The organism is Escherichia sp. E10V10, from assembly GCF_004211985.1.
In the GTDB taxonomy this organism is placed as follows: Bacteria; Pseudomonadota; Gammaproteobacteria; order Enterobacterales; family Enterobacteriaceae; genus Escherichia.
The window spans coordinates 90,455-114,483 of record NZ_RHJO01000001.1; the positions used below are offsets into that span (position 1 = coordinate 90,455).

Here is a 24,029-nt window from a genome sequence, read left to right on the forward strand (position 1 = left end):
TATTCCCTTTTCAACTTCCAAATCACCAAACGGTATATAAAACCGTTACTCCTTTCATGCCCGTTATAAATATGATGGCTATTAGAAAGTCATTAAATATATAAGGGTGCGCAATGGCCGTTAACTTACTGAAAAAGAAATATCTCGCGCTGGTTGCTTCTCTGCTGCTGGCAGGCCATGTACAGGCAACAGAACTGCTGAACAGTTCTTATGACGTCTCCCGCGAGCTGTTTGCCGCCCTGAACCCGCCGTTTGAACAGCAATGGGCCAAAGATAACGGCGGCGACAAACTGACGATAAAACAATCTCATGCCGGGTCATCAAAACAGGCGCTGGCGATTTTACAGGGCTTAAAAGCCGATGTTGTCACTTATAACCAGGTGACCGACGTACAAATCCTGCACGACAAAGGCAAGCTGATCCCGGCGGACTGGCAGTCGCGCCTGCCGAATAATAGCTCACCGTTCTACTCCACCATGGGTTTCCTGGTGCGTAAGGGCAACCCGAAGAATATCCACGACTGGAACGACCTGGTGCGCTCCGACGTGAAGCTGATTTTCCCGAACCCGAAAACCTCCGGTAACGCGCGTTACACCTACCTTGCGGCATGGGGTGCAGCGGATAAAGCCGACGGTGGCGATAAAGCCAAAACCGAACAGTTTATGACTCAGTTCCTGAAAAACGTTGAAGTGTTCGATACCGGCGGTCGTGGCGCAACCACCACTTTTGCCGAGCGTGGCCTGGGCGATGTGCTGATCAGCTTCGAGTCGGAAGTGAACAACATCCGTAAACAGTATGAAGCGCAGGGCTTTGAAGTGGTGATTCCGAAAACCAACATTCTGGCGGAATTCCCGGTGGCGTGGGTCGATAAGAACGTGCAGGCCAACGGTACGGAAAAAGCCGCCAAAGCCTACCTGAACTGGCTCTACAGCCCGCAGGCACAAACCATCATCACCGATTATTACTACCGCGTGAATAACCCGGAAGTCATGGACAAACTGAAAGACAAATTCCCGCAGACCGAACTGTTCCGCGTGGAAGACAAGTTTGGCTCATGGCCGGAAGTGATGAAAACCCACTTCACCAGCGGCGGCGAGTTAGACAAGCTGTTAGCGGCGGGGCGTAACTGATGTTGGCAGTTTCATCAAGACGCGTGCTGCCGGGCTTTACCTTAAGCCTCGGCACCAGTCTGCTGTTTGTGTGCCTGATTTTGCTGCTGCCGCTCTCCGCGCTGGTGATGCAGCTTTCTGAGATGAGCTGGGCGCAGTACTGGGAAGTGATCACCAACCCGCAGGTGGTCGCGGCCTACAAAGTGACGCTGCTGTCGGCGTTTGTGGCATCGATTTTTAACGGCGTTTTCGGCCTGCTGATGGCGTGGATCTTAACCCGCTATCGCTTCCCTGGCCGCACGCTGCTTGATGCGCTGATGGATTTACCCTTTGCGCTGCCAACGGCGGTCGCAGGTTTGACGCTGGCCTCGCTCTTTTCCGTGAACGGTTTTTACGGCGAATGGCTGGCGAAGTTTGATATCAAAGTCACCTACACCTGGCTGGGGATTGCGGTGGCGATGGCCTTTACCAGCATTCCGTTTGTGGTGCGTACCGTACAGCCGGTGCTGGAAGAGTTAGGCCCGGAATATGAAGAAGCGGCGGAAACGCTCGGTGCAACGCGCTGGCAGAGTTTCTGTAAAGTGGTGCTGCCGGAGCTTTCTCCGGCGCTGGTGGCGGGCGTGGCGCTGTCGTTTACCCGTAGCCTCGGTGAATTTGGCGCGGTGATATTTATCGCCGGGAACATCGCCTGGAAAACAGAAGTGACGTCGCTGATGATTTTCGTTCGCTTACAGGAGTTTGATTACCCGGCGGCGAGCGCGATTGCTTCGGTGATCCTCGCGGCATCCCTCCTGCTGTTGTTCTCAATTAACACTCTGCAAAGTCGCTTTGGTCGGCGTGTGGTAGGTCATTAATGGCGGAAGTTACCCAATTGAAGCGTTATGACGCGCGCCCGATTAACTGGGGCAAATGGTTTCTGATTGGCACCGGGATGCTGGTTTCGGCGTTCATCCTGCTGGTGCCGATGATTTACATCTTCGTACAGGCATTCAGCAAAGGGTTGATGCCGGTTTTACAGAATCTGGCCGATCCAGACATGCTGCACGCCATCTGGCTAACGGTGATGATTGCGCTGATTGCCGTGCCGGTGAACCTGGTGTTCGGCATCCTGCTGGCCTGGCTGGTGACACGTTTTGATTTTCCTGGGCGTCAGTTGCTGCTGACGCTGCTGGATATCCCGTTTGCCGTCTCTCCGGTGGTCGCAGGCCTGGTGTATCTGCTGTTCTACGGCTCTAACGGCCCGCTGGGCGGTTGGCTCGACGAGCATAACCTGCAAATTATGTTCTCCTGGCCGGGAATGGTGCTGGTCACCATCTTCGTCACCTGTCCGTTTGTGGTGCGCGAACTGGTGCCGGTGATGTTAAGCCAGGGCAGCCAGGAAGACGAAGCGGCGATTTTGCTTGGCGCGTCTGGCTGGCAAATGTTCCGCCGCGTCACATTGCCGAATATTCGCTGGGCGCTGCTTTATGGCGTGGTGTTGACCAACGCCCGCGCGATTGGCGAGTTTGGCGCGGTATCGGTGGTTTCCGGTTCGATTCGCGGCGAAACACTTTCGCTGCCGTTACAGATTGAATTGTTGGAGCAGGACTACAACACCGTCGGCTCCTTTACCGCTGCTGCGCTGTTGACGCTGATGGCGATTATCACCCTGTTTTTAAAGAGTATGTTGCAGTGGCGCCTGGAAAATCAGGAAAAACGCGCGCAGCAGGAGGAACATCATGAGCATTGAGATTGCCAATATTAAGAAGTCTTTTGGTCGCACCCAGGTGCTGAACGATATCTCACTGGATATTCCTTCTGGTCAGATGGTCGCGTTGCTGGGGCCGTCCGGTTCCGGAAAAACCACGCTGCTGCGCATTATTGCCGGGCTGGAGCATCAAACCAGTGGGCATATTCGCTTCCATGGCACCGACGTCAGCCGCCTGCACGCGCGCGATCGTAAAGTCGGTTTCGTGTTTCAGCATTACGCGCTGTTCCGCCATATGACGGTGTTCGACAATATCGCCTTTGGCCTGACGGTGCTGCCGCGTCGCGAGCGCCCGAATGCCGCAGCTATCAAAGCGAAAGTGACAAAATTGCTGGAGATGGTGCAGCTTGCCCATCTGGCGGATCGTTATCCGGCGCAGCTTTCCGGCGGGCAGAAACAGCGTGTGGCACTGGCGCGCGCGCTGGCTGTGGAACCGCAAATTCTGCTGCTCGATGAACCGTTTGGCGCGCTGGATGCGCAGGTGCGTAAAGAGCTGCGTCGCTGGCTGCGTCAACTGCATGAAGAACTGAAATTCACCAGCGTGTTCGTTACCCACGACCAGGAAGAAGCGATGGAAGTCGCCAACCGCGTGGTGGTGATGAGTCAGGGCAATATCGAACAGGCCGATAAACCGGATCAGGTATGGCGCGAACCGGCGACCCGTTTTGTGCTCGAATTTATGGGCGAAGTAAACCGCCTGCAGGGAACCATTCGCGGCGGGCAGTTCCACGTTGGTGCACATCGCTGGCCGCTGGGGTATACGCCTGCGTATCAGGGGCCGGTGGATCTCTTCCTGCGCCCGTGGGAAGTGGATATCAGCCGCCGCACCAGCCTTGAATCGCCACTGCCGGTCCAGGTGCTGGAAGCCAGCCCGAAAGGCCACTACACCCAATTAGTTGTGCAGCCGCTGGGGTGGTATGAAGATCCGCTCACCGTGGTAATGCGTGGCGATGATGCGCCAGTGCGCGGCGATCGTTTGTTCGTCGGGCTGCAACATGCGCGGCTGTATAACGGTGACGAGCGTATTGAAACCCGCGATGAGGAACTTGCTCTCGCACAAAGCGCCTGATAGGTTGAGTGAATGTTAAACGCCCGGAGGCGCTTCCCGCGATCCGGGCTTTTTAATGGCAAGGTTTGTAACCTGTAGGCCTGATAAGACGCGCAAGCGTCGCATCAGGCAACACCACGTATGGACAGAGATCGTGAGTACATTAGAACAAACAATTGGCAATACGCCTCTGGTGAAGTTGCAGCGAATGGGGCCGGATAACGGCAGTGAAGTGTGGTTAAAACTGGAAGGCAATAACCCGGCAGGCTCGGTGAAAGATCGTGCGGCGCTATCGATGATCGCCGAGGCGGAAAAGCGCGGGGAAATTAAACCGGGCGACGTGCTGATTGAAGCCACCAGTGGCAATACTGGCATTGCGCTGGCGATGATTGCCGCGCTAAAAGGCTATCGCATGAAATTGCTGATGCCGGACAACATGAGCCAGGAACGCCGTGCGGCGATGCGTGCTTATGGTGCGGAACTGATTCTTGTCACCAAAGAGCAGGGCATGGAAGGTGCGCGCGATCTGGCGCTTGAAATGGCGAATCGTGGTGAAGGCAAGCTGCTCGATCAGTTCAATAATCCTGATAATCCCTACGCCCATTACACCACCACCGGGCCGGAAATCTGGCAGCAAACCGGCGGGCGCATCACTCATTTTGTCTCCAGCATGGGGACGACCGGCACTATCACCGGCGTTTCACGCTTTATGCGCGAGCAATCCAAACCGGTGACCATTGTTGGCCTGCAACCGGAAGAGGGCAGCAGCATTCCCGGCATCCGCCGCTGGCCTGCGGAATATCTGCCAGGCATCTTTAACGCATCGCTGGTGGATGAGGTACTGGATATTCATCAGCGCGATGCGGAAAACACCATGCGCGAACTGGCGGTGCGGGAAGGGATTTTCTGCGGGGTGAGTTCAGGCGGTGCGGTTGCTGGCGCGATACGCGTGGCAAGAGCTAACCCCGGCGCGGTAGTGGTGGCGATCATCTGCGATCGCGGCGATCGTTACCTTTCTACCGGGGTATTCGGGGAAGAGCATTTTAGCCAGGGGGCGGGGATTTAAGATTATTGCGCAGGCACTGTTTTATCCGTCTGCGCAATCAGCGCATGTAAAAAAGGTTGCGCATTTTCATCGCTCTTACCGGGCATCTTCACGATGTAAGGCTTACCGGTAATCGATGACGACGAAGCCACCTTATCAATAAACTGCTCGGCGGTATCAATGCGGTTGCGCGTGTTGCCGAGCTTCAACTTCAGATGCGAAACTGCTTCATCGCAGGTATGTTCATCACCGTTGCGCACAAATATCAAATCCTTTTTCTGTGCTAATCCCTCCGGCATGGCGTTGATGCGGGCTTCTTCGTGGGCAGTTAACTTCGCGTAAGCGGGGAGAGTCATCAACAGCGTAATGACCAGACAAATGATTTTCTTCACTGAATTACCATATCCTTGTTTTGTGATAGCCGATTTGACTGCCAAAATCAGGTAAAGTTTCGGTTGGGATGCGATGAGGATCATCGGCAAGGAGAAAAATTAAATGAGTAGTTTGTTGTTGTTTAACGATAAGAGCAGAGCGTTGCAGGCGGATATTGTCGCTGTGCAGTCGCAGGTGGTGTATGGCAGCGTAGGCAACAGCATTGCCGTGCCTGCTATTAAACAGAACGGCCTGAATGTCTTTGCCGTGCCGACCGTGTTGCTAAGCAATACGCCACATTATGATACGTTCTACGGTGGTGCGATTCCGGACGAATGGTTTAGCGGTTATTTACGTGCACTACAGGAGCGCGATGCGCTGCGCCAGCTGCGCGCTGTCACCACCGGTTATATGGGAACCGCGTCGCAAATCAAAATACTTGCCGAGTGGCTGACTGTATTACGCGAAAACCATCCTGACTTATTGATTATGGTCGATCCGGTGATTGGCGATATTGATAGCGGTATCTACGTCAAACCTGATCTTCCGGAGGCGTATCGGCAATATTTGTTGCCACTGGCGCAGGGAATTACGCCAAATATCTTTGAGCTGGAAATCCTGACCGGTAAAAACTGCCGCGATCTCGACAGCGCCATTGCCGCAGCAAAAAGTTTGCTTTCAGACACATTAAAATGGGTGGTTATTACCAGCGCCTCCGGTAATGAAGAAAATCAGGAGATGCAGGTGGTGGTGGTCAGTGCCGACAGCGTGAATGTCATTTCCCATTCTCGGGTAAAAACCGATCTGAAAGGTACAGGCGATCTGTTTTGCGCCCAGCTCATCAGTGGCTTGTTGAAAGGTAAGGAATTAACTGACGCGGTACATAGCGCAGGCTTACGCGTGCTGGAGGTGATGCGCTACACCCAGCAACATGAGAGCGATGAATTGATTTTGCCGCCGTTGGCGGAAGCATAAAAAATGGCGCCGATTGGCGCCATTTTTCACTGCGGCAAGAATTACTTCTTGATGCGAATAACCGGGGTTTCACCCACAGTCACGCTACCGGACAGTTTGATCAGTTCTTTGATTTCGTCCATGTTGGAGATAACAACCGGAGTCAGGGTAGACTTGGCTTTCTCTTCCAGCAGCGGGAGATCGAATTCAATCACAGTATCGCCAACTTTCACGCGCTGACCTTCTTCAGCAATACGCTTGAAGCCTTCGCCTTTCAGTTCAACAGTGTCGATACCGAAGTGAACGAACAACTCAACGCCGCTATCAGATTCGATGGAGAACGCGTGGTTGGTTTCAAAGATTTTACCAATGGTGCCGTCAACCGGAGCGACCATTTTGTTACCAGTTGGTTTGATAGCAATACCATCACCAACGATTTTTTCCGCAAAAACGACATCCGGCACGTCTTCGATATTGACGATCTCGCCAGAGAGCGGAGCAATGATCTCAATAGTTCCAGTATCCTTCTTGTCGTCGGAAACCAGAGATTTCAGTTTATCGAACAAACCCATGATCTTCTCCTAAGCAGTAAATTGGGCCGCATCTCGTGGATTAGCAGATTGTTTTTTCTTCAATGAACTTGTTAACCAGCGTCATTAACTCGTCCGTTGTCGGTTGAGCAAGAGCCTGCTCTGCTAACACCTTCGCATCTTCGAAGTTCGTGTTACGGATAATCTTCTTAATGCGCGGGATAGAAATGGCGCTCATAGAGAATTCGTCCAGACCCATCCCCAGCAACAGAAGTGTAGCACGTTCATCGCCAGCAAGCTCACCACACATACCTGTCCATTTGCCTTCAGCATGAGAAGCATCAATAACTTGCTTGATCAAGTTCAGCACGGACGGTGACATTGGCTGGTAAAGGTGTGAAATCATATCATTACCACGGTCAACTGCCAGAGTGTACTGCGTTAAATCATTGGTGCCGATACTAAAGAAATCAACTTCTTTGGCTAAATGACGCGCAATTGTCGCGGCAGCCGGTGTTTCCACCATCACGCCAATTTCAATTGACTCGTCAAACGCTTTACCTTCGTCGCGCAGTTCCTGTTTGTAGATTTCGATCTCTTTGCGCAGTGCTCGCACTTCTTCAACAGAGATGATCATCGGGAACATGATGCGCAATTTACCGAAAGCAGAGGCACGCAGGATAGCGCGAAGCTGATCGCGCAGGATCTCTTTACGATCCATCGCGATACGGATAGCACGCCAGCCGAGGAACGGGTTCTCTTCTTTCGGGAAGTTCATATACGGCAGCTCTTTATCGCCGCCAATGTCCATGGTACGAACAATAACTGCCTGTGAGCCACACGCTTCAGCCACCGCTTTGTAAGCAGCAAACTGTTCTTCTTCGGTTGGCAGCGCGTCACGGTCCATGAACAGGAATTCGGTACGATACAGACCAACGCCTTCAGCGCCGTTACGCTCTGCACCTTCAACGTCACGAACAGTACCGATGTTAGCGCACACTTCGACCTGGTGACCGTCCAGCGTAATTGCTGGCAGATCTTTCAGTTTAGCAAGCTCTGCTTTTTCAGAAGCAACTTGCTCCTGAACGGCGCGCAGTTTATCAATAACTTCATTGGTTGGATTGACGTAAACCTGATTGTTTACGGCATCCAGAATCAGATAGTCGTCGTTTTTCACCTGAGAGGTGACGCTACCGGTACCCACGATGGCTGGCAGTTCCAGAGAACGCGCCATGATAGAGGTGTGGGAAGTCCGGCCACCCGCGTCGGTGATGAAACCCAGCACCTTCTTCAGGTTTAGCTGTGCGGTTTCAGACGGCGTCAGGTCAGCGGCAACCAGGATTACTTCATCCTGAATGGCGCTCAGGTCGATGATCTTCAGCCCAAGGATGTTGCGCAGCAGGCGCTTACCGATATCACGTACGTCAGCCGCACGCTCTTTCAGGTATTCGTCATCCAGTTCTTCCAGGGCAGAAGCCTGACCTTCGATAACTTCATGAGCAGCTGCATCAGCGGTCATGTGCTTATCTTTAATCAGGGCTATGATTTCCTGCTCCAGCTCCTCATCTTCGAGCAACATAATATGCCCTTCGAAGATGGCTTCTTTTTCTTCACCGAACGTTTCACCAGCTTTCGTTTTGATCGTTTCCAGCTGGGCAGATGCCTTGGCACGACCGCTCAGAAAACGTTCAACTTCCTGATCAACCTGGTCGGCAGAAATTTTTTTCCGGTCAATGACGATTTCGTCTTCTTTCAAAAGCAGAGCTTTACCGAAAGCGATACCCGGGGATGCTAAAATGCCTGAAATCATAACCCTACCTTACTTGTGACTGATTTTTAAAAGAACCCGGAAAATTACTCGAGTTCCGCCATCAGTTTAACCAGATGTTCAACCGCTTTTTGCTCGTCTTCGCCTTCTGCAGAGATAGTCACAACAGTGCCTTGAGTCAGGCCCAGAGTCTGCAGTTTGAACAGGCTTTTGGCGCTGGCGCTTTTGCCGTTAGAAGTCACAGTAATTTCAGAAGTGAAGCCCTTAGCTTCTTTTACAAACTGGGCAGCAGGGCGGGTGTGCAGACCGTTCGGAGCGGTAATGGTAACTTCTTGCTGGAACATTGTATTTCCCCAACTTATAGGTTTAGTGTTGTGGAACTAAAGTCTAGCCTGGCGGTTCGACTTTAGCCTGTATTGTTAGCGCCAGTTTTAACAGACGCGACGCACGAAGTGCTCTATACAGTCCATTGCTGGCGGATGTTGGCCGCTGACGTTTCGTTCATCATTAAACATTATGCCGCTAAAGGAAGACTTGAACCAAATCATAAAATCGATTCAGCTAAGGCTTTTCCTGTAACGATTAATTTCGCGCATCAAAATAATTAGTCAGGTTAAATACCAGTTCCGACAAGTTGAATCAATGCCAGGAGGGGTGAAAGTTTGAAGCAGGCCACAAAAAAGCACCTGAAAAGGTGCTTTTTTACGCATTTTTAACAAGCTGGCATTACTGTTGCAGTTCTTTCTCGGTAAAGAGATCGGCAAACAGTGCAGTGCTTAAATAACGCTCACCCGATGATGGTAGAATAACCACAATATTCTTATTGGTAAAGCTTTCATCTTCTTGTAGTTTCAACGCCGCAGCAACAGCCGCGCCGGAAGAGATCCCGGCAAGAATGCCTTCTTCTTCCATCAGGCGACGCGCAGTAGAGATGGCTTCTTCATTGGTGATGCCAATAACTTTGTCGACCAGTTTGAGATCAAGGTTAGCCGGGATAAAGCCAGCACCGATGCCCTGGATTTTATGCGGCCCGGGTTTGATTTCTTCACCTGCCAGCGCCTGGGCGATAACGGGAGAGTCGGTTGGTTCAACGGCGACAGAGATGAGGTCAGTCTTGCCTTTGGTGCCTTTAATGTAGCGGCTGACGCCGGTCAGCGTACCGCCAGTGCCGACACCAGCAATAAACACATCGACCTGACCGTCAGTATCTTCCCAGATCTCCGGGCCGGTGGTTTTTTCATGAATTTCCGGATTCGCCGGGTTGCTGAATTGTTGCAGCAGCAGATATTTTTCTGGGTTGCTGGCAACAATTTCCTCTGCTTTTTGAATTGCGCCTTTCATGCCTTTAGCACCTTCGGTCAGCACCAGGTTTGCACCTAACGCTTTCAGCAGTTTGCGGCGTTCAATACTCATGGTTTCCGGCATGGTCAGGGTGAGTTTATAACCGCGAGCGGCAGCCACATACGCCAGTGCAATCCCGGTATTGCCGCTGGTTGGCTCCACCAACTCAACGCCCGGCTTCAGTACGCCGCGCTTTTCGGCATCCCAAATCATATTGGCACCGATACGGCACTTAACGCTGAAGCTGGGGTTTCGGGATTCCACCTTCGCCAGAATACGTCCGTTACCGATGCGATTCAGGCGAACCAGCGGTGTGTGACCGATAGTCAGCGAGTTATCTTCAAAAATCTTACTCATGGCCTGTCCTTAACTGTATGAAATTGGGATACAACAGGTAGCATACCCGCTCAGAGAATATGCGGAAGTAAGGATTTAGCATATCTATATGCAGAAGGGAAATAATGGCTCGCAAGATGGAATAAGGGGCGGCATAAGCCACCCCTGTCCCACACATAATGTTTACAAAATAATCGGTAAATTGTTACCGCCATAATGCATGTTTAGCGCGGTAGCAATCGACCCACATCGCCGTAGCGCCACAAACGGCCACCGGCATGATGAACAGGTTGAGTACCGGGATCATCGTGAACAAGCTGGTTAAAGCACCAAACTGCATATTAGTGATTTTGCGCGTGCGCAGGGCAGTGCGCATCTCTTTGAATGGCACTTTGTGGTTATCGAACGGATAGTCGCAGTACTGGATGGCTAACATCCAGGCACTGAACAGGAACCACAGCACCGGTGCGACGGTTTGCCCAATGCCAGGGATGAAGTAAAGGATCAGCAATACAATCGCGCGCGGCAGATACCAGGCAAACTTTTGCCATTCACGTTTCATAATCCGCGGCACATCTTTCATGATGCCGAAAATGCCGGTATCCGGTGGCGTAGCGCCAGTCAGTCTTGCTTCCAGTTGTTCAGCCAACAAACCGTTAAATGGTGCGGCAATCCAGTTGGCGATGGTGGAGAAAAAATAGCCAAAAACCAGTAGCACGGAGATAACCGCTACAGGCCACAGCAAATAGCTCAACCATTGCAGCCAGTCAGGTACGTGACTCATTAACGACGGGATCCAAACATCCAGCTGGCTAAAGAGCCACCAGAACGCGCCTCCCATCAACAAGATATTGATCAACAGCGGTAAGATGACAAAACGGCGAATCCCAGGTTGCGAGACGAGCTTCCAGCCTTGCGCAAAATAGTAAAAACCGCTGCGTGAGGCAGATGTGAATGTTGAAACCATAATCAGGATATGCTCCTTTTGACCAATCCCAGGAAAGTTCTGCGTATTTTACCGGGTATTTGCGCAATGGACAGTTAGGATATGTTCGAAAAACCAGCAAAAAGCACGATTTCATCTATCTTTGTGCTGTGAAAGTTAATAGTGCACTTGCACTTGAGGTAATCGACAAATACTCTTAGTGAGTAAATGTTTGCCGTGGTGGCAAGGTGTTAGAACAACAGAGAATATAATGATGCAGGATTTGCGTCTGATATTAATCATTGTTGGCGCGATCGCCATAATCGCTTTACTGGTACATGGTTTCTGGACCAGCCGTAAAGAACGATCTTCTATGTTTCGCGATCGGCCACTAAAACGAATGAAGTCAAAACGTGACGACGATTCTTATGACGAGGATGTCGAAGATGATGAGGGCGTTGGTGAGGTTCGTGTTCACCGCGTAAATCATGCCCCGGCTAACGCCCAGGAGCATGAGGCTGCTCGTCCGTCGCCGCAACACCAGTACCAACCGCCTTATGCGTCTGCGCAACCGCGTCAACCGGTTCAGCCGCCGCCTGAAGCGCAGGTACCGCCGCAACATGCTCCGCATTCAGCGCAGCCTGTTCAGCAACCGCAGCCAGTGCAACAACCGCAGCCAGTACAGCAGCCGGCTTACCCGCCGCAGCCTGAACAGCCGGTTGCTTCGCAGGTGCCTCCAGCTCCGCAGCCTACTTTCCAGACCGCGGAACCTGTAGCGGCATCGCAGCCTGAACCTGTAGCTGAACCAGCGCCTGTGATGGATAAGCCGAAGCGCAAAGAAGCGGTGATCATCATGAACGTCGCTGCGCATCACGGTAGCGAGCTGAACGGCGAACTGCTTCTTAATAGCATTCAACAGGCGGGCTTTATCTTTGGCGATATGAATATTTATCATCGCCATCTTAGCCCGGATGGCAGCGGCCCGGCGTTATTCAGCCTGGCGAATATGGTGAAACCGGGAACCTTTGATCCTGAAATGAAGGATTTCACAACGCCGGGTGTCACTATCTTCATGCAGGTGCCGTCTTACGGTGATGAACTGCAAAACTTCAAGCTGATGCTGCAATCCGCGCAGCATATTGCCGATGAAGTAGGCGGCGTAGTGCTTGACGATCAGCGCCGTATGATGACTCCGCAGAAACTGCGCGAGTATCAGGACATCATCCGCGAAGTCAAAGACGCCAACGCCTGATACACTTAGGGCAAATTAACTTCTTTTCGAACCCCCGCTTGTCGGGGGTTTTTAGCATTGATGGTGCGATATGGAATCAATCGAACAACAACTGACAGAACTGCGAACGACGCTTCGCCACCATGAATATCTTTATCATGTGATGGATGCGCCGGAAATTCCCGACGCTGAATACGACAGGCTGATGCGCGAGTTGCGTGAGTTGGAAGCCAAGCATCCAGAGCTGATTACCCCTGATTCACCTACCCAACGTGTAGGTGCTGCGCCGCTGGCAGCCTTTAGCCAGATCCGTCATGAAGTGCCAATGCTGTCCCTGGATAACGTATTTGATGAAGAGAGTTTTCTCGCTTTCAACAAACGCGTACAGGATCGTCTGAAAAGCAACGAAAAAGTGACCTGGTGCTGCGAGTTAAAGCTCGATGGGCTTGCCGTCAGCATTCTGTATGAGAATGGTGTACTGGTAAGCGCGGCGACCCGTGGCGATGGCACCACCGGGGAAGACATCACGTCTAACGTGCGTACCATTCGCGCTATTCCGCTGAAACTGCATGGTGAGAATATTCCAGCACGTCTGGAAGTGCGTGGTGAAGTGTTCCTGCCGCAGGCGGGTTTTGAGAAGATTAACGAAGAGGCGCGACGCACGGGCGGAAAAGTGTTTGCTAACCCACGTAATGCGGCGGCAGGTTCTCTGCGCCAGCTTGATCCGCGTATCACTGCGAAGCGACCGCTTACTTTCTTCTGCTATGGCGTTGGCGTACTGGAAGGTGGCGAATTGCCGGACACTCATCTGGGCCGCTTAATGCAGTTTAAAGCGTGGGGATTACCAGTCAGCGATCGGGTAACGCTTTGCGAATCAGCAGAAGATGTGTTGGCGTTTTACCACAAAGTGGAAGAAGACCGCCCGACGCTGGGCTTTGATATTGACGGTGTAGTCATTAAGGTCAACTCGCTGGCGCAGCAGGAGCAACTTGGCTTTGTTTCCCGCGCCCCGCGCTGGGCTGTTGCGTTTAAATTCCCTGCGCAGGAACAAATGACTTTTGTGCGTGATGTAGAGTTTCAGGTTGGGCGTACAGGTGCGATTACGCCCGTTGCGCGTCTGGAACCTGTCCATGTTGCAGGCGTGCTGGTGAGCAACGCCACACTGCATAATGCCGACGAAATTGAACGTCTCGGTTTACGCATTGGCGATAAAGTGGTGATTCGCCGCGCAGGTGACGTGATCCCACAAGTGGTTAACGTCGTGCTTTCTGAACGCCCGGAAGATACCCGTGAGGTTGTATTCCCGACGCATTGCCCGGTATGTGGTTCTGACGTGGAACGTGTGGAAGGTGAAGCGGTTGCTCGCTGTACTGGTGGCCTGATTTGCGGTGCTCAACGTAAAGAATCGCTGAAACACTTTGTTTCCCGTCGTGCGATGGACGTTGATGGCATGGGTGACAAAATTATCGACCAGCTGGTTGAAAAAGAATACGTTCACACTCCGGCGGACCTGTTCAAACTCACCGCAGGCAAACTTACCGGACTGGAGCGAATGGGGCCTAAATCGGCACAAAATGTGGTTAACGCGCTGGAAAAAGCGAAAGAAACCACCTTTGCCCGCTTCCTCTATGCCCTTGGCATCCGTGAAGTCGGTGAGGCTACCGCAGCCGGTCTGGCGGCATATTTTGGCACGCTGGAAGCGCTGGAATCAGCCTCGATTGAAGAGCTGCAAAAAGTGCCAGACGTCGGGATCGTGGTGGCATCTCATGTTCACAACTTCTTTGCCGAAGAAAGCAACCGCAATGTCATCAGCGAGCTGTTGGCGGAAGGCGTTCACTGGCCTGCGCCGGTGGTGATTAACGCGGAAGAGATCGACAGCCCGTTTGCCGGTAAAACTGTGGTGCTCACCGGTAGCTTAAGTCAGATGTCGCGTGATGACGCTAAAGCTCGACTGGTCGAACTGGGCGCGAAAGTGGCGGGCAGCGTGTCGAAGAAAACCGATCTGGTGATTGCCGGAGAAGCTGCAGGCTCTAAACTGGCGAAGGCGCAGGAACTGGGTATTGAAGTTATCGACGAAGCTGAAATGCTGCGTTTGCTGGGGAGCTGAGGTGGAGAAAGAGCAGCTGATTGAAATTGCCAATACGGTGATGCCGTTTGGCAAGTACAAAGGGCGTCGCTTAATTGACCTGCCGGAAGAGTATCTACTGTGGTTTGCCCGCAAAGATGAGTTTCCGGCAGGCAAACTTGGTGAGTTAATGCAAATCACGTTGCTGATTAAAACCGAGGGGCTGACGCAACTGGTCCAGCCCCTGAAACGTCCGCTTTAAACTTTTCCGGCGCTGCTTTCCTGCTGCGCCTGCAGTTGCTCGGTCTGGCGCTTATAACGACGCGCCAGTACCGCGCAAACCATCAGTTGGATCTGATGGAAAATCATCAACGGCAGTACCATCATACCGATCACCGATGTGGGGAACAGAATGTTCGCCATCGGAATACCATTCGCCAGACTCTTTTTCGAGCCACAGAAGACGATAGTGATTTCATCCGCCTTATTGAAACCCAGTCGACGCGCCATAAAGACGTTAATCACAATCACAATAGCCAGCAATACGCAGCTAACTACCACAATAAACAGCAGCGAACCCCAACCGACTTTGTGCCAGATGCCGTTAACGACGGCTTCGCTGAATGCCGTATAAACGACCAAAAGAATGGATGTCTGGTCGGTTTTTGCTATCCACTTTTTATTGCGTGCTACCCAGTTACCAATCCACGGGCGAGAAAGATGTCCCAGCACGAACGGCAGCAGTAGTTGCAACATAATCTTACCGACCTGTTCCAGACTGCCTTCTGCACCGTGGATATTCATTACCAGACCGACCAGCAACGGCGAAAGGAAAATCCCCAGCAGGCTGGATGCCGACGCAGAACAAACTGCTGCCGCGACATTACCGCCCGCCATTGAAGTAAAGGCAATTGCAGACTGCACGGTAGCCGGGAGAATGCACAAATAGAGAAAACCGGAATAGAGCATCGGATCGACATTTACCGGTTTCCACCAGGCAAACAGTACGCCCAGAATCGGAAACAGTACGAAGGTGCTGCACATTACCCACAAATGCAATCGCCAGTGACTACCGCCAGCAATTATCGCCTCACGCGACAGCTTAGCGCCGTGCATAAAGAACAACAGGGCAATAGCTGCCGTGGTCAGATTTTCAAAGAAGGGGACAAAACCGCCTCTGGCCGGAAAGAAAGAAGCCAGCAATACCACCGTGATCAGGGTTAAAGTGAAAGGATCGAGGATACGAAAAAGTTTCATAAAGACTCCAGATGACCGATGCTTTCATTGTGCGTTGTTCTGATTGATAAATAAAACTGAATTGCTTATCAATTTGTGCGTGGTAATGGGAAGTCAGAGGGGAGCTTCGCCTGGTTGGCAAATAGGGGCCGTTAACTGAGGGAACTATGTGACAGCCGAAAAAATCACAGAAGGTTATTACTACTGATGTACATAGCAGTTTTAGCATGATCAGCGCTGGTTTAGAACGGGTATTTTATTGAATAAAGAATGTCACCCGGAGAGAGCGTTTCACTCACTTTATTATTAACGGTGCGGTAAAACTATGAGGGCAGACTCAGGTTTAATAACAGGAACTGCCTTTTAATTGTATATTTCACGCGAACAATAAATATCATGAATGTGATTGCTTCATATATTTTTGATGTGATTGTTTAGTGTTGCTGTTACTGGGTTAGTGGTTTATCTAAAAACTCATGATCATTACGCAATATTAGGGTGGCTTTCTTAATGTTTTCAGAATCGATATCAAATCGCAATTGATCATTACAATAAAAGATATTGGTAAATTTGATGTGTTTCAGGATATTTAAAGGGGAGGCTCAAATCGAAGGGGACGACGGTGAATCTAAAACTACAGTTAAAAGTTCTTTCATTTCTGCAATTCTTTTTGTGGGGAAGTTGGCTAAACACATTTGGTTCTTATATGTTTATTACGCTGCGCTTCAAAGGAGAAGATATTGGTGCAGTCTACAGTACATTGGGTATTGCAGCGGTGATAACGTCAACACTATTTGGCATTGTGGCAGATAAATGGATTAGCGCTAAATGGATTTATGCCGCTTGTCACTTTTTTGGCGCGGTAACATTATTTATCGCGGCATCTGTTACAACACCTTCGGCAATGTTCATTGTCATTTTACTTAACTCTCTCGTTTATATGCCAACGCTTGGCTTGAGTAATACGATTTCCTATTACCGTATACAAAATGCGGGTATGGATATTGTGACTGAGTTTCCACCAATACGCATCTGGGGAACGATCGGATTTATTGTTGCGATGTGGGCAGTAAGTCTGGCTGGGTTTGAATTAAGTCATATGCAATTGTATATCGGAGCGGCGGCTTCATTAGGATTAAGTCTGTTTACGTTGACATTACCCGTTGTACCGGTGGCTAAATCTAACCAGGCCCAAGGAATAATAGACGTTCTCGGGCTGCGTGCATTTGCACTGTTCAAAAATAGCAAAATGGCTATTTTCTTTATCTTTGCCATGCTGCTTGGGGCAGAATTACAGATTACCGGAATGTTTGGAAATACTTTTCTCCACAGCTTCGAGAGTGTTCCAGAGTTTGCCAATAGTTTTGTTGTCACCCATGCTTCTATTTTGTTATCGATTTCTCAGATATCCGAAGTTTGTTTCATTCTTGCTATTCCCTTTTTTCTGAAAAAATATGGTATTAAAAATGTCATGCTGATGAGCATGATTGCCTGGATGCTGCGCTTTGGTTTATTCGCTTATGGCGATCCTTCATTCGGCGGTACTATTCTGTTAATTCTTTCGATGATTGTTTATGGCTGTGCCTTTGACTTCTTCAATATATCTGGCTCGGTATTTGTTGAACAAGAAGTTGATCCCTCGATCCGTAATAGTGCTCAGGGCGTATTCCTGATGATGGCCAATGGTTTTGGTTGTATTCTGGGCGGTTTCATTAGTGGCAAAGTCGTCGATTATTTAACAACGGATGGTAACCCGCAATGGGCAACCATTTGGCTGGTATTTGCTGGGTATTCACTGGTTCTTGCTCTCGCATTTATGGTGTTGTTTAAATATAAACACAACGGTGCCACGACGACGTCCAGTCATTACGCCTGATACGGTATTTATCAAAATTAATAATGTTTTACAGGATTCGTAAAGGAGGATGTTATGGCAAATCAATTGTATAACCAATGTCGGGTCTATTGTGCACCCTGGCGATTAGATGCTTTAAATTTAAATGACATCATCGATCAATGGATTGACGATGGTCTGTTACCGCCCCTGATCCATACTTTTCTTCCTTATCGTGATGATGCCGGTGCCTCCAGTGAAGAGGAGATTTTTGTTAACGATGTCGCGAATATGGACAACAGCGTTGGGGTTATCGGTTATTTCGATGGCGGAACCTATGATTCCGGTTGTGCGTGGGAAGTGGGCTATGCATGGGCTTCAGGAATGCCGGTACATCTGGTTACGACCGACTTTCTCTTATGGGCGGCAGGTAATTCTTCAGAGTTTTACCCTATAAGTAAGCTGATAAATTATGTAGCAAAAGTTGTATCAGTGTCAGATTCTGATGCCAGTATCAGCAACTATCGTGAACAAACATCAGACATCATCAATCGTGCATTGCAAATATTTCAGCAAAATTTAATTGCCGACTTCGGCACGACGATTACTCCAGCTATACCCGTTACTCCACTGCCCATTGAGTATGATTATTATCTTGATCCTAACTTTATGTATACAGAACCATCTCGGGGCTTACTGGAGAATATCAAAGACGCGATCGTTAGTGTGGGTAAAACATTTATCGTTGGTGACAACATGAATGATATTGCGACTGATATTGATAATTTAAGAAAATCCAGACAAGCCATTTTTTATTCTGATACCTTTGAGCCGAATGTTGACACCGGTATTATGAATGGCATTGCCTATGCATTAGGGCAGCAATCGATTATTTATTGTAGTAAGCAACAAAAGTATCAGTCTGCACTGACGACCGATTATCTAAATTTAATGATAACCTGGTCATCAACGGTGGCACATTCATTTGCCGAGCTTGAAGCATTGATTGACAACAAAGAAATGTAATAGTTTATTCTTTTTGATTATCAGGTGAGTGATTGCCTGATAATCAACTTTTTAAATTAACTACCAAAATAAATTATACCGTCGTTATATCTCTCTGCCGGGGGACGGTATGATCGATTTAAAAAATATATTGAATATCTCTGGCAAATGTATTGGTCAGTCACGACTTTTTCTCGTTATAAGAAGAAGTGACACATATTTAACGAATAATGTTTATTACAAGGACTTTCCATGACCCAATCTCATTTTTCACAAAACCCGTGGTATTGCGCAGATATCATTCGTCGCCACAAACCAAACTTTACCCCACGCGTTGCGTTTATTCTTGGTTCGGGGCTGGGTGCGTTGGCTGAACAGATTGAAGGCGCGGTCGCTATTTCTTATAGCGATTTGCCGGGATTTCCGGTGAGCACCGTACATGGTCACGCAGGAGAGTTGGTCCTCGGCATGCTCTCTGGTGTGCCTGTAGCTTGCATGAAAGGTCGTGGCCATTTTTATGAGGGCCGTGGAATGACAGTCATGACTGATGCGATTCGCACGTTCAAGTTGCTGGGCTGTGAGTTGTTGTTCTGCACTAATGCTGCAGGCTCGCTTCGCCCGGAAGTGAGGGCGGGCAGTTTGGTTGCGCTGAAAGATCACATCAACACGATGCCAGGCACACCGATGACAGGCCTTAATGATGATCGCTTCGGCGAGCGCTTTTTCTCATTAGCGAACGCTTATGATGCTGATTATCGGGCCGTATTGCAGTCCGTCGCGCAGGAAGAAGGTTTTCCGCTCACAGAGGGCGTTTTTGTTTCTTATCCAGGGCCTAACTTCGAAACGGCGGCAGAAATTCGCATGATGCAGATGATTGGCGGTGACGTTGTGGGTATGTCTGTAGTGCCTGAAGTGATTACCGCACGTCATAGCGAAATGAAAGTCGTTGCTGTGTCTGCAATAACTAATATGGCGGAAGGTTTAAGCGATGTGAAATTGTCACATGCCCAAACGCTGGCTGCAGCGGAATTATCCCGGCAAAACTTTATCAATCTGATTTGCGGATTCTTACGCAAAATCGCCTGAAAGCAATAAAAAATGGCCTCGCGGATGGGGCCATCTCACTGCGATAAGGAAACCAAAAATGAATATCGCAACGCGTTTAAAGATTATGTCTTTTCTGCAATATTTTATCTGGGGGAGTTGGTTAGTTACCCTCGGATCTTACATGATAAACACCTTACATTTTACCGGGGCTGATGTTGGTATGGCATACAGCTCTAAAGGCATTGCGGCTATTATCATGCCAGCCATTATGGGTATTATTGCAGATAAATGGTTACGAGCTGAACGTACCTATATGCTGTGCCACTTTATTTGCGCCGGGGTACTTTTTTATGCCGCCTCCGTGACTGAACCGAATATGATGTTCTGGATAATGTTGCTTAACGCAATGGCGTTCATGCCCACTATTGCATTATCCAATAGTGTTTCTTATTCGTGTCTGGCCCAGGCCGGATTAGATCCGGTAACCTGTTTTCCGCCAATCCGTGTTTATGGCACTGTGGGATTTATTGTCGCCATGTGGCTGGTGAGTTTATTGCATCTGGAGTTAAGTAGTGTGCAACTGTATATTGCTTCTGGCGCATCTTTAGTGTTAGCGGTCTATGCATTAACGCTACCGAAAATTCCAGTGGCGGAGCATAAAATCAGCACTACGCTTTCCAGTAAATTAGGTCTGGATGCGTTTGTGTTATTTAAAAATCCGCGTATGGCGATTTTCTTTTTATTTGCCATGTTATTAGGTGCGGTACTACAAATTACTAACGTTTTTGGTAACCCGTTCCTGCATGATTTTGCTCGTAACCCTGAATTTGCTGATAGCTTCGTGGTGAAATATCCTTCCATCCTGCTCTCTGTTTCGCAAATGGCGGAAGTCGGCTTCATTCTTACTATTCCCTTCTTCCTGAAGCGTTTTGGCATAAAAACCGTCATGTTGATGAGTATGGTCGCGTGGACATTACGCTTTGGCTTCTTTGCCTTTGGCGACCCATCGCCAGGTGGCTTTGTATTATTGTTGTTATCGATGATTGTGTATGGCTGTGCGTTCGACTTTTTTAATATCTCAGGTTCAGTGTTTGTCGAACAGGAAGTGGATTCCAGTATTCGCGCCAGCGCTCAGGGCTTATTTATGACGATGGTCAACGGCGTTGGGGCGTGGATCGGCTCTCTTCTGAGTGGTATGGCGGTTGACTATTTCACGGTTGATGGTGTGAAAGACTGGCAAACTATCTGGTTGGTATTTGCTGCGTATGCGCTGGCCCTGGCAGTGATCTTTGCCCTGTTTTTCCGTTATAAGCATGAACCTGAAAAAATGGCACAAAAATCATTAGCTCACTGATGTAAACGGGGTTGACCTTTATTGCAATGTGCTAGATTTGGAGCCTTACCAAACTTATGGAGCGCAATAATCATGGAAAGTACGCATCGTATTGATCTCAAGTTATTGCGCTATTTTCTTGCAGTTGCAGAAGAACTTCACTTTGGGCGGGCGGCTGCGCGGCTCAATATGTCGCAGCCGCCATTAAGTATTCATATTAAAGATCTGGAACAACAACTGGGCACGTTGCTGTTCGTTCGTCATTCGCGCAGTGTGGCGCTCACTCATGCGGGAAAAATTTTACTGGAAGAATCACGACGGTTACTGGCGAATGCCAGTCAGGCGATGGCACGGGTTGAGCAGATTGGTCGCGGTGAGGCAGGGCGGATTGAGTTGGGCGTGGTGGGAACAGCAATGTGGGGGCGAATGCGTCCGGCGATGCGGTGCTTTCTGAAAGAATGCCCCAATGTTCATGTCTCATTTCGTGAAAAATCACCAGGCATGCAAATGGCGTTGCTGGAGCGGCGGGAACTGGATGCGGGTATCTGGCGGATGGCGATTGAACCAACCACGGGGTTTACCAGCTTACGCTTACATGAATCCTCTTTTCTGGTTGCTATTCCGCAAGACCATCATCTGGCATCGCGAGATGCTATCCCGCTAACTGCATTACGCAATGAATACTTTGTAACGCTGCCTTCCGTCCATTCTGACTGGGCGTTTTTACAGCGCGTTTGTCAGCAGGCAGGTTTTTCACCGATGATCGTCCGGGAGGCCGTAGAGCCGCAAACTGTGCTGGCGATGATCAGTATGGGATTGGGCGTGACATTAATGGCAGATAGCTATGCCCAGATGAGTTGGCCCGGTGTGGTATTTCGTCCACTGGAAGAACGTATTCCGGCAGATCTGTATATTGTCTATGAACAGCAACACGCGACGCCTGCGCTGGAGAGGTTGGTTAATGCTTTGATCGCGTGAAGGAATATCGCAGATGGCAAAAAAGCGCCTTTAGGGCGCTTTTTTACATTGGTGGGTCGTGCAGGATTCGAACCTGCGACCAATTGATTAAAAGTCAACTGCTCTACCAACTGAGCTAACGACCCGAAGTGGTGGGTGATGACGGGATCGAACCGCCGACCCCCTCCTTGTAAGGGAGGTGCTCTCCCAGCTGAGCTAATCACCCACTTCGGTACTTCACATTGTTACAAGAAATTTAGCTGGCGAGAAAGTGGTGGGTGATGACGGGATCGAACCGCCGACCCCCTCCTTGTAAGGGAGGTGCTCTCCCAGCTGAGCTAATCACCCACTTCTCAATTTCTTGCTACACGGCGGAGACTACATAAAGTAGTTGGTGGGTGATGACGGGATCGAACCGCCGACCCCCTCCTTGTAAGGGAGGTGCTCTCCCAGCTGAGCTAATCACCCCCGCTGTGTGGAGTCGCATTATAGGGAGAGTTGGAAATGAGTCAACGCATTTTCTAAAGAAATTGTTCGTTCGTCGTAAATTTAAGCAAGGTGATCGCAAAACAGACCGTGTTGCGCAATTTGTCAACGAAAACAATAATGCGTAAGGTAGCAACCCGAACTACATTGAGGAATCAGGCGGGAGTGATAGAATATCGCCCACTCAATTTTTCCAGGATTTGCCGGTTGTCGGCATCTTTCTAAACGTAAGGCCATTTCATGAAAATCAAAACTCGCTTCGCGCCAAGCCCAACAGGCTATCTGCACGTTGGCGGCGCGCGTACTGCTCTTTACTCCTGGCTTTTTGCACGTAACCACGGCGGTGAGTTCGTGCTGCGTATTGAAGACACCGATCTTGAGCGTTCCACGCCGGAAGCTATCGAAGCCATTATGGATGGCATGAACTGGCTGAGTCTGGAGTGGGATGAAGGTCCGTACTTCCAGACCAAACGTTTCGATCGTTATAACGCGGTTATCGATCAGATGCTGGAAGAGGGTACTGCCTATAAATGCTACTGCTCTAAAGAGCGCCTCGAAGCGCTGCGTGAAGAGCAGATGGCAAAAGGCGAGAAACCGCGTTATGACGGCCGTTGCCGCCACAGCCATGAGCATCACGCTGATGATGAACCGTGCGTTGTACGTTTTGCTAACCCACAGGAAGGTTCCGTTGTTTTTGACGATCAGATCCGTGGTCCGATCGAGTTCAGCAACCAGGAGCTGGATGATCTGATTATCCGCCGTACCGATGGTTCTCCGACCTATAACTTCTGTGTGGTTGTCGACGACTGGGATATGGAAATTACTCACGTCATCCGTGGTGAAGACCATATCAACAACACGCCACGCCAGATCAACATTCTTAAGGCCCTGAAAGCGCCGGTGCCGGTTTACGCGCACGTTTCTATGATCAACGGTGATGACGGTAAAAAATTGTCCAAACGTCACGGTGCAGTCAGCGTAATGCAGTACCGCGACGACGGCTATCTGCCAGAAGCACTGCTGAACTATCTGGTGCGTCTGGGCTGGTCCCACGGCGATCAGGAAATCTTCACTCGTGAAGAGATGATCAAGTACTTCACCCTGAATGCCGTCAGCAAATCTGCCAGTGCGTTCAACACTGACAAACTGCTGTGGTTGAACCATCACTATATTAACGCGCTGCCGCCGGAGTATGTGGCTACTCACTTACAGTGGCACATTGAGCAGGAAAATATTGATACTCGTAACGGCCCGCAGCTTGCTGAGCTGGTGAAACTGCTCGGTGAACGCTGCAAGACGCTCAAAGAGATGGCGCAAAGCTGCCGCTATTTCTACGAAGATTTTGCTGAGTTTGATGCCGATGCTGCGAAAAAACATCTGCGTCCGGTAGCGCGTCAGCCGCTGGAAGTAGTGCGCGATAAACTGTCTGCTATCACTGACTGGACGGCGGAAAATGTTCACCACGCAATTCAGGCAACGGCGGATGAACTGGAAGTGGGAATGGGTAAAGTTGGGATGCCGCTGCGAGTAGCCGTAACCGGTGCAGGGCAGTCCCCGGCACTGGATGTTACCGTTCACGCGATCGGTAAGACACGTAGCATTGAGCGTATCAACAAAGCGCTGGCCTTTATTGCTGAACGCGAAAACCAGCAGTAATTAG

The 24,029-nt window shown here is 50.0% G+C and carries 22 protein-coding genes and 4 tRNA genes; 15 read left to right on the top strand and 11 right to left on the bottom strand.

The window, feature by feature from the left end; translation table 11 throughout:
* The first annotated feature begins 113 nt into the window (after positions 1–113).
* From cysP to cysM, 5 genes are all read left to right on the top strand, one after another.
* Positions 114–1,130: a thiosulfate/sulfate ABC transporter substrate-binding protein CysP gene (cysP, locus tag D9736_RS00350; protein WP_130221987.1), complete on the top strand. Its 1,017-nt coding sequence runs from the start codon at positions 114–116 to the stop codon at positions 1,128–1,130.
* Positions 1,130–1,963 (top strand): sulfate/thiosulfate ABC transporter permease CysT, encoded by an 834-nt coding sequence (cysT, locus tag D9736_RS00355; protein WP_130257424.1) that lies wholly within the window; start codon positions 1,130–1,132, stop codon positions 1,961–1,963. The genes cysP and cysT overlap by 1 nt, the downstream gene beginning before the upstream one ends.
* The gene (gene cysW / locus D9736_RS00360) at positions 1,963–2,838 is read left to right on the top strand and encodes a sulfate/thiosulfate ABC transporter permease CysW (protein WP_000852695.1); all 876 of its coding nucleotides are present in this window, start codon (positions 1,963–1,965) and stop codon (positions 2,836–2,838) included. Before cysT ends, cysW begins: the two co-directional genes overlap by 1 nt.
* A complete protein-coding gene (cysA, locus tag D9736_RS00365) occupies positions 2,828–3,925 on the top strand; it encodes a sulfate/thiosulfate ABC transporter ATP-binding protein CysA (RefSeq protein ID WP_130257425.1) in 1,098 nt (365 codons plus the stop codon). Before cysW ends, cysA begins: the two co-directional genes overlap by 11 nt.
* Before the next feature lie 133 nt (positions 3,926–4,058).
* Positions 4,059–4,970, top strand: coding sequence for a cysteine synthase B (gene cysM / locus D9736_RS00370; RefSeq protein WP_130257426.1), 912 nt, complete (start codon positions 4,059–4,061; stop codon positions 4,968–4,970).
* A 2-nt stretch (positions 4,971–4,972) separates the two neighbouring features.
* On the opposite strand, the gene D9736_RS00375 is transcribed toward cysM, so the two are convergent.
* Entirely contained in the window at positions 4,973–5,341 is a 369-nt protein-coding gene (locus tag D9736_RS00375) for a YfeK family protein (protein WP_130257427.1), read from the bottom strand.
* A gap of 103 nt (positions 5,342–5,444) precedes the next feature.
* Between D9736_RS00375 and pdxK the strand changes: the two genes are divergently transcribed.
* Entirely contained in the window at positions 5,445–6,296 is an 852-nt protein-coding gene (pdxK, locus tag D9736_RS00380) for a pyridoxine/pyridoxal/pyridoxamine kinase (RefSeq protein ID WP_130257428.1), read from the top strand.
* A 41-nt stretch (positions 6,297–6,337) separates the two neighbouring features.
* Here the strand turns inward: pdxK and crr are convergent, their stop codons facing one another.
* The 5 genes from crr to cysZ form a co-directional block, all read right to left on the bottom strand.
* Positions 6,338–6,847: a PTS glucose transporter subunit IIA gene (gene crr / locus D9736_RS00385; protein ID WP_000522247.1), complete on the bottom strand. Its 510-nt coding sequence runs from the start codon at positions 6,845–6,847 to the stop codon at positions 6,338–6,340.
* Positions 6,848–6,887: 40 nt separating this feature from the next.
* The gene (gene ptsI / locus D9736_RS00390) at positions 6,888–8,615 is read right to left on the bottom strand and encodes a phosphoenolpyruvate-protein phosphotransferase PtsI (RefSeq protein WP_000623129.1); all 1,728 of its coding nucleotides are present in this window, start codon (positions 8,613–8,615) and stop codon (positions 6,888–6,890) included.
* 44 nt (positions 8,616–8,659) lie between these two features.
* Positions 8,660–8,917: a phosphocarrier protein Hpr gene (gene ptsH, locus D9736_RS00395; RefSeq protein WP_000487600.1), complete on the bottom strand. Its 258-nt coding sequence runs from the start codon at positions 8,915–8,917 to the stop codon at positions 8,660–8,662.
* Positions 8,918–9,299: 382 nt separating this feature from the next.
* Positions 9,300–10,271, bottom strand: coding sequence for a cysteine synthase A (cysK, locus tag D9736_RS00405; protein ID WP_000034402.1), 972 nt, complete (start codon positions 10,269–10,271; stop codon positions 9,300–9,302).
* Positions 10,272–10,455: 184 nt separating this feature from the next.
* Entirely contained in the window at positions 10,456–11,217 is a 762-nt protein-coding gene (cysZ, locus tag D9736_RS00410) for a sulfate transporter CysZ (protein WP_130207372.1), read from the bottom strand.
* Between the two features lie 229 nt (positions 11,218–11,446).
* On the opposite strand from cysZ, the gene zipA reads away from it, so the two are divergent.
* From zipA to D9736_RS00425, 3 genes are all read left to right on the top strand, one after another.
* Entirely contained in the window at positions 11,447–12,427 is a 981-nt protein-coding gene (zipA, locus tag D9736_RS00415) for a cell division protein ZipA (protein WP_130257429.1), read from the top strand.
* 70 nt (positions 12,428–12,497) lie between these two features.
* The gene (ligA, locus tag D9736_RS00420) at positions 12,498–14,513 is read left to right on the top strand and encodes an NAD-dependent DNA ligase LigA (RefSeq protein ID WP_130257430.1); all 2,016 of its coding nucleotides are present in this window, start codon (positions 12,498–12,500) and stop codon (positions 14,511–14,513) included.
* 1 nt (position 14,514) lies between these two features.
* Positions 14,515–14,733 carry a DUF3820 family protein gene (locus D9736_RS00425; protein WP_111948453.1) on the top strand — a complete coding sequence of 73 codons (219 nt, stop codon included), beginning with the start codon at positions 14,515–14,517 and terminating at the stop codon, positions 14,731–14,733.
* Here the strand turns inward: D9736_RS00425 and D9736_RS00430 are convergent.
* Positions 14,730–15,728: a bile acid:sodium symporter family protein gene (locus D9736_RS00430; protein ID WP_130207366.1), complete on the bottom strand. Its 999-nt coding sequence runs from the start codon at positions 15,726–15,728 to the stop codon at positions 14,730–14,732. The two genes, D9736_RS00425 and D9736_RS00430, sit on opposite strands and share 4 nt — an antisense overlap.
* Positions 15,729–16,329: 601 nt before the next feature.
* Here D9736_RS00430 and D9736_RS00435 point away from each other — a divergent pair.
* The 5 genes from D9736_RS00435 (at position 16,330) to D9736_RS00455 (ending at position 21,904) form a co-directional block, all read left to right on the top strand.
* Positions 16,330–17,583: a nucleoside permease gene (locus D9736_RS00435; protein WP_130257431.1), complete on the top strand. Its 1,254-nt coding sequence runs from the start codon at positions 16,330–16,332 to the stop codon at positions 17,581–17,583.
* Between the two features lie 54 nt (positions 17,584–17,637).
* Positions 17,638–18,567: a nucleoside 2-deoxyribosyltransferase gene (locus D9736_RS00440; protein ID WP_130221979.1), complete on the top strand. Its 930-nt coding sequence runs from the start codon at positions 17,638–17,640 to the stop codon at positions 18,565–18,567.
* Between the two features lie 231 nt (positions 18,568–18,798).
* Positions 18,799–19,632, top strand: a complete 834-nt coding sequence (gene xapA, locus D9736_RS00445; protein WP_130216866.1) for a xanthosine phosphorylase — start codon at positions 18,799–18,801, stop codon at positions 19,630–19,632.
* A gap of 58 nt (positions 19,633–19,690) precedes the next feature.
* Positions 19,691–20,947: a nucleoside permease gene (locus D9736_RS00450; RefSeq protein WP_130257432.1), complete on the top strand. Its 1,257-nt coding sequence runs from the start codon at positions 19,691–19,693 to the stop codon at positions 20,945–20,947.
* A 72-nt stretch (positions 20,948–21,019) separates the two neighbouring features.
* Positions 21,020–21,904 (top strand): LysR family transcriptional regulator, encoded by an 885-nt coding sequence (locus D9736_RS00455; RefSeq protein ID WP_130216870.1) that lies wholly within the window; start codon positions 21,020–21,022, stop codon positions 21,902–21,904.
* A gap of 49 nt (positions 21,905–21,953) precedes the next feature.
* On the opposite strand, the gene D9736_RS00460 is transcribed toward D9736_RS00455, so the two are convergent.
* From D9736_RS00460 to D9736_RS00475, 4 genes are all read right to left on the bottom strand, one after another.
* Positions 21,954–22,029, bottom strand: a tRNA-Lys gene (locus D9736_RS00460).
* Positions 22,030–22,033: 4 nt separating this feature from the next.
* Positions 22,034–22,109: transfer RNA gene (locus D9736_RS00465), tRNA-Val, on the bottom strand.
* A 46-nt stretch (positions 22,110–22,155) separates the two neighbouring features.
* Positions 22,156–22,231, bottom strand: a tRNA-Val gene (locus D9736_RS00470).
* A gap of 44 nt (positions 22,232–22,275) precedes the next feature.
* A tRNA-Val gene (locus D9736_RS00475) sits at positions 22,276–22,351 on the bottom strand.
* Positions 22,352–22,609: 258 nt separating this feature from the next.
* Between D9736_RS00475 and gltX the strand changes: the two genes are divergently transcribed.
* On the top strand, positions 22,610–24,025 hold the full coding sequence (gltX, locus tag D9736_RS00480; protein WP_130207364.1) for a glutamate--tRNA ligase: 1,416 nt from the start codon (positions 22,610–22,612) through the stop codon (positions 24,023–24,025).
* Positions 24,026–24,029 lie beyond the last annotated feature (4 nt).

Excerpts from the sequence above, each read along its gene's own strand:
- cysP (WP_130221987.1), top strand. The coding sequence starts at position 114 with ATGGCCGTTAACTTACTGAAAAAGAAATATCTCGCGCTGGTTGCTTCT.
- cysT (WP_130257424.1), top strand. The coding sequence starts at position 1,130 with ATGTTGGCAGTTTCATCAAGACGCGTGCTGCCGGGCTTTACCTTAAGC.
- cysW (WP_000852695.1), top strand. The coding sequence starts at position 1,963 with ATGGCGGAAGTTACCCAATTGAAGCGTTATGACGCGCGCCCGATTAAC.
- cysA (WP_130257425.1), top strand. The coding sequence starts at position 2,828 with ATGAGCATTGAGATTGCCAATATTAAGAAGTCTTTTGGTCGCACCCAG.
- pdxK (WP_130257428.1), top strand. The coding sequence starts at position 5,445 with ATGAGTAGTTTGTTGTTGTTTAACGATAAGAGCAGAGCGTTGCAGGCG.
- crr (WP_000522247.1), bottom strand. The coding sequence starts at position 6,847 with ATGGGTTTGTTCGATAAACTGAAATCTCTGGTTTCCGACGACAAGAAG.
- ptsI (WP_000623129.1), bottom strand. The coding sequence starts at position 8,615 with ATGATTTCAGGCATTTTAGCATCCCCGGGTATCGCTTTCGGTAAAGCT.
- ptsH (WP_000487600.1), bottom strand. The coding sequence starts at position 8,917 with ATGTTCCAGCAAGAAGTTACCATTACCGCTCCGAACGGTCTGCACACC.
- cysK (WP_000034402.1), bottom strand. The coding sequence starts at position 10,271 with ATGAGTAAGATTTTTGAAGATAACTCGCTGACTATCGGTCACACACCG.
- cysZ (WP_130207372.1), bottom strand. The coding sequence starts at position 11,217 with ATGGTTTCAACATTCACATCTGCCTCACGCAGCGGTTTTTACTATTTT.
- zipA (WP_130257429.1), top strand. The coding sequence starts at position 11,447 with ATGATGCAGGATTTGCGTCTGATATTAATCATTGTTGGCGCGATCGCC.
- ligA (WP_130257430.1), top strand. The coding sequence starts at position 12,498 with ATGGAATCAATCGAACAACAACTGACAGAACTGCGAACGACGCTTCGC.
- D9736_RS00430 (WP_130207366.1), bottom strand. The coding sequence starts at position 15,728 with ATGAAACTTTTTCGTATCCTCGATCCTTTCACTTTAACCCTGATCACG.
- D9736_RS00440 (WP_130221979.1), top strand. The coding sequence starts at position 17,638 with ATGGCAAATCAATTGTATAACCAATGTCGGGTCTATTGTGCACCCTGG.
- xapA (WP_130216866.1), top strand. The coding sequence starts at position 18,799 with ATGACCCAATCTCATTTTTCACAAAACCCGTGGTATTGCGCAGATATC.
- D9736_RS00450 (WP_130257432.1), top strand. The coding sequence starts at position 19,691 with ATGAATATCGCAACGCGTTTAAAGATTATGTCTTTTCTGCAATATTTT.
- D9736_RS00455 (WP_130216870.1), top strand. The coding sequence starts at position 21,020 with ATGGAAAGTACGCATCGTATTGATCTCAAGTTATTGCGCTATTTTCTT.
- gltX (WP_130207364.1), top strand. The coding sequence starts at position 22,610 with ATGAAAATCAAAACTCGCTTCGCGCCAAGCCCAACAGGCTATCTGCAC.